Source organism: Arthrobacter agilis (assembly GCF_002953615.1).
In the GTDB taxonomy this organism is placed as follows: Bacteria; Actinomycetota; Actinomycetes; order Actinomycetales; family Micrococcaceae; genus Arthrobacter_D; species Arthrobacter_D agilis_B.
Genome location: NZ_CP024915.1, coordinates 2,381,191 through 2,385,433 on the forward strand (window position 1 = coordinate 2,381,191; position 4,243 = coordinate 2,385,433).

General features: G+C 72.4%; 4 protein-coding genes. 2 read left to right on the forward strand and 2 right to left on the reverse strand.

Translation table 11 applies throughout. The features are described from left to right. Window positions 1-1,167, forward strand: a 1,167-nt coding sequence (locus CVO76_RS11600; protein ID WP_208739359.1) for a putative PEP-binding protein, incomplete at its 5' end; no start/stop codon positions are given. 78 nt (window positions 1,168-1,245) lie between these two features. Here the strand turns inward: CVO76_RS11600 and CVO76_RS11605 are convergent. After that, window positions 1,246-2,211, reverse strand: coding sequence for a DUF6807 family protein (locus tag CVO76_RS11605; RefSeq protein ID WP_208739360.1), 966 nt, complete (start codon window positions 2,209-2,211; stop codon window positions 1,246-1,248). After that, window positions 2,208-3,416, reverse strand: coding sequence for a Gfo/Idh/MocA family protein (locus CVO76_RS11610; RefSeq protein ID WP_244185919.1), 1,209 nt, complete (start codon window positions 3,414-3,416; stop codon window positions 2,208-2,210). Before CVO76_RS11610 ends, CVO76_RS11605 begins: the two co-directional genes overlap by 4 nt. A gap of 172 nt (window positions 3,417-3,588) precedes the next feature. On the opposite strand from CVO76_RS11610, the gene CVO76_RS11615 reads away from it, so the two are divergent. Next, window positions 3,589-4,243: LacI family DNA-binding transcriptional regulator (locus CVO76_RS11615; RefSeq protein WP_208739362.1), on the forward strand; the 655-nt coding region annotated here is incomplete at its 3' end.

The window sequence follows — 4,243 nt, forward strand, 5'->3', positions numbered from 1 at the left end:
GTCCTCGCCCTCGTCACCTCCGGCGGAGGACCGCAGTCGCACACCGCCATCATCGCCCGCTCCCTCGGCCTGCCCGCCGTCGTCGCCGCCGTGGGCGTCGACAACATCGCCGACGGCACGGACGTCTTCGTGGACGGAGCGGCCGGCACGATCGCACTCGACCCGGGAGCCGAGGAGGAGGCAGCCGCCGAGGCCTACAAGGCAGCCGCGGCCGCGCTCACGGTCTTCGACGGCACCGGCGTCACCGCCGACGGGCACGAGGTCCCCCTGCTCGCCAATGTCGGCGGAGCGAAGGACGCCGTCAAGGCCGCCGAGGCGAAGGCCCAGGGAGTCGGCCTCCTCCGCACCGAGTTCTGCTTCCTCGAGCGGGACACGGAGCCGACGGCGGAGGAGCAGATCGAGGCGTACAAGGGCGTCTTCGACGCCTTCCCGGGCAAGAAGGTGGTGGTCCGCACCCTGGACGCAGGCGCCGACAAGCCCCTGCCCTTCCTCACCGACGCCAGCGAACCGAATCCCGCCCTGGGTGTCCGCGGCTACCGCACCGACCTCACGTCCCCGGGGGTGCTGGAGCGCCAGCTCCAGGCGGTCGCCGACGCAGCATCGCAGGCCAGTGCCGATGTCTGGGTCATGGCGCCGATGATCTCGACGGCCGAGGAGGCCGCGGACTTCGCCAAGCTGTGCAGCAACGCCGGCCTGCAGACCCCGGGCGTCATGGTGGAGGTACCGTCCGCGGCACTGATGGCCGAGGCGATCCTCGGCGAGGTGGCCTTCGCGAGCCTCGGCACCAACGACCTCACGCAGTACACCATGGCGGCGGACCGCCAGCTCGGCTCGCTCGCCGCGCTGAACAACTCCTGGCAGCCCGCCGTCCTGCGCATGGTGCAGCTGACGGTGCAGGGTTCCGCAGCAGAAGGGCATGCGAAGCCCGTCGGCGTGTGCGGTGAGGCCGCGGCCGACCCCGCCCTCGCGGTCGTCCTCGTGGGCCTCGGCGTCTCGACGCTGTCCATGACACCGCGAGCGCTCGCGGGAGTCGGCGCCGTCCTCAACAGCGTCACCCTCGCCGAGGCGCAGCGCATCGCAGGCATCGCCGTCGCCGCCCCGACCGCGGCGGAGGCCCGGGCTCGTGCACGCGCCGAACTGCCCGTCCTGGAGTCCCTGGGGCTGTAGCGGGAACATCCCGCGGCCCGCCCGACCGCGTCCCCTTCGACGGGACGCGGTCGTCAGCCGCTGTGCGACGTTCCCGGCCTAGGACCGGATCGCTGCCGCTGCTGCGTCGACGAACGCGGAGTCCGACATCCGCCCGTCGGCGACGAGCAGCGACCAACCCCAGTCGAACGCCTGGCCCGGGCCGAGGTGCAGCTCCGAGTGGAAGAAGGGTGCGGCGCACAGCATCGGTGTGCCGGCGCTGCGGACGAACCACGGCGAGGGCCCGCCGGGATTGCCCGGAGCGGGCACCATCAGCACCGATGCGGTCGGCGACCTGAGGCCGAGCCATGAGCGTCTGCTGCCCATGGCGTCCTCCTCGCTCAGGGACCCGATACCGGACCCCGCGCCGGTGGATCCGGGCGCGAGCCCGGGGTCATCCGGGCCGGAGGACGCAGGCACGTGCCCGGGGTCATCCGGCCCGGCGGCAGCGCCCGCGACGATGTCAGCGCCGTCGAACGATGACGCCAGGCGCAGGAAGAATCCCCCGTACCCCGCGTTCGCCCGGCCCGCCGTCGTCGGACTCCCGAAGGCCAGCGCACCCGCGCTGGTGTTGACCCACCGGCTCCGCACCGAGGTGAGCATCCAGTCGGCGCCGGCGTGGACGGTCCGAGCGCCCCATTTCCGGTCCTCGTCCAGGAACGCGCTCCCGTCCGCCGCGCACCACTCGAGCCGCTGCAGGACACCGGGGTCCCCGCCCACGTCGACGCCCCGCTGGGAGCCGTTGTTCGGCAACTGCACGTAGCCCTGACCCTCGCTGTACGTCGGCCCGCCCCAGAGGTTGACCGGGTAGCGCTGGCCTGCGACGGCGACATTGGACACGGCGATGCCGAGGCCCCAGTGCCAGGGGTGGTCGGCCGGCCCGCAATCGCTGACGGTGCCGCCCGTGGGCGTCGACACCGGGTGCAGGAAAGGCCGGGGCGAATGCTCGGCGGGCGCTCCCCCGCCGTCGTGCAGGACGCCGGCGAGCCGGCCGTCCGCCGTCCGGACGGGCGTGGGACCGGTCACGCCGCGGGTCCGTGCGGCCGAGACCCGAGGAGGGCTTCTGGGCGACCCGCCGGTCGGCCTTCGATGACCGGCGCCGTGAGGGCGCCGCGCAAGGCAGGATCTGCGAGGTCGGCCCGCGAGATCCAGCGGCCCTCACGTGCCGAGGCGTACATGGCGCTGACGATCTCCAGTGCGCGGGCCGGGTGTCCCACGACCCCGGGCATGCCGCCTCCGGCCAGCAGTGAGCCGTAGATCTCGGCGAACAGGGCATCGTGCCCGCTCGGGACCTCCTGCTCGGGGAGCGCCCAGGACGCCGCTGTCCGCTCGTCGACATGGGGTGCCGGCGTGATCTTCCAGTGCGCGTGCCCGTGGCCGTAGAGGTGCTCCAGTTCGATCGTCGCGTTCTCGGTATCGATCCGGAGGAGGCTCGACTCCCGCGGCGCGAGGACGGTGGTGACCACGGAGGCGACGGCCCCCGACGCGAAGACGAGGGACGCGTGGGACAGATCCTCGGTCTCGACGTCCCGTCCGAGCCGCCACATCGTGGCCTGCACGGCGGACCACTCGCCCAGCAGGTAGGCCAGCAGGTCCACCTGGTGGCTTCCGTGGCTCAGCGTGGTGCCGCCTCCCTCGGTGGCCCAGGTCCCGCGCCAGGGAACGGCGAAGTACTCCGCCGTCCGGTACCAGTTCGTCTGGCACAGCGCCGAGAGGGTCCGTCCGAACGCACCCGAGTCCAGCAACTCCTTGACGTGCGCGGCGGCCGTCCCCGAGCGCTGCTGGAAGACGACGGCGAGGCCGCGCTGGGCGGCGCGACCGACCTCGACCATGGTGTCGAGTTGGATGAGGCTCAGGGCCGCGGGCTTCTCGACCACCACGTGGGCTCCTGCCCCGAATCCCGCCGCCGTCTGTTCGGCATGTCCGCCGGGGGGCGTGCAGATGTGGAGGACATCGACGCTGACGGCCGCGAGCATGTCCTCGAGCGACGCCGAACGGGCGTCGATGCCGTACGTGTCGGCGAAGGCCGCGAGGTGCTGCTCGGAGGGATCCGCAGCTGCGACCAGTTCCACTCCGGGCAGGAGGCGTAGCGCTCGGGCGTGGAGGTGGGCCACCCCACCGGTTCCCAGGATGGCCGCCCTGAGCGGCCCGGCCGTCGCAACCTCCGGGCCGGGAGCGGACTCTGTGCCGGACTCGGCAGCGGACTCGGCGACTGGACTCGGCAGGGGCACGGAGACCTCCATCATCGGCAGGGTTGCGGTCCTCGGAACACTAACAGAGAAAGCGTTTACCCGGCCGGGCAGGCGCGAGCGGGCATCGTTCGGCGTCGTGCAAGAATGGCCCTTTCCCCAATTCGCAGGGCGTGGCCCGAGGCTACCGCCCACACCATCAGGAGTGCACGCAATGTCTGCACCGGCAAGCAAGAGTCCCGCGACGCTGCACGATGTCGCCAGGGAGGCCGGAGTCTCGCTCGCGACGGCATCGCGGTCCCTGAACGGCAGCGCGCGGAAGGTGAACGAGGCCTACCGGCAGCGCGTGGTCGAAGCGGCCCAGCGACTCGGCTACACCACCAACCTCTTCGCGCAGGCCGTGGCCAAGGGCAGCACCACCACGGTGGCCCTGCTCGTGGCCGACATCGCGGACCCCTACTTCTCCAGCATCGCGGCGGGAGTGATCGATGCGGCGAGCGAGGAGGGGCTCGTGGTGACGATCGCCGTCACGGGCCGCAACGCCCAGCGTGAGCTCGACACGGTGCGGGCCCTGCGTGGGCAGCGTCCCCGCGTCATGATCCTCGCGGGATCCCGGACCACCGGCTCCGCCTTCGAGGAGCACCTGCGGGCCGAGCTCTCCTCCTTCGAGGACACGGGCGGCAAGGTCGCCTTCATCAGCCAGGACGCGGCGCCCTTCGCGACCGTCCTCCTGGACAACCGTGGCGGCGCACGTCACCTCGCCGTCACCCTGGCGGGCCTCGGCTACCGGGACTTCGCCGTCATCGCCGGACCACCCGAGATCAGGACCTCCGAGGAACGCCTGGACGGCTTCACGGCGGGACTGGCGG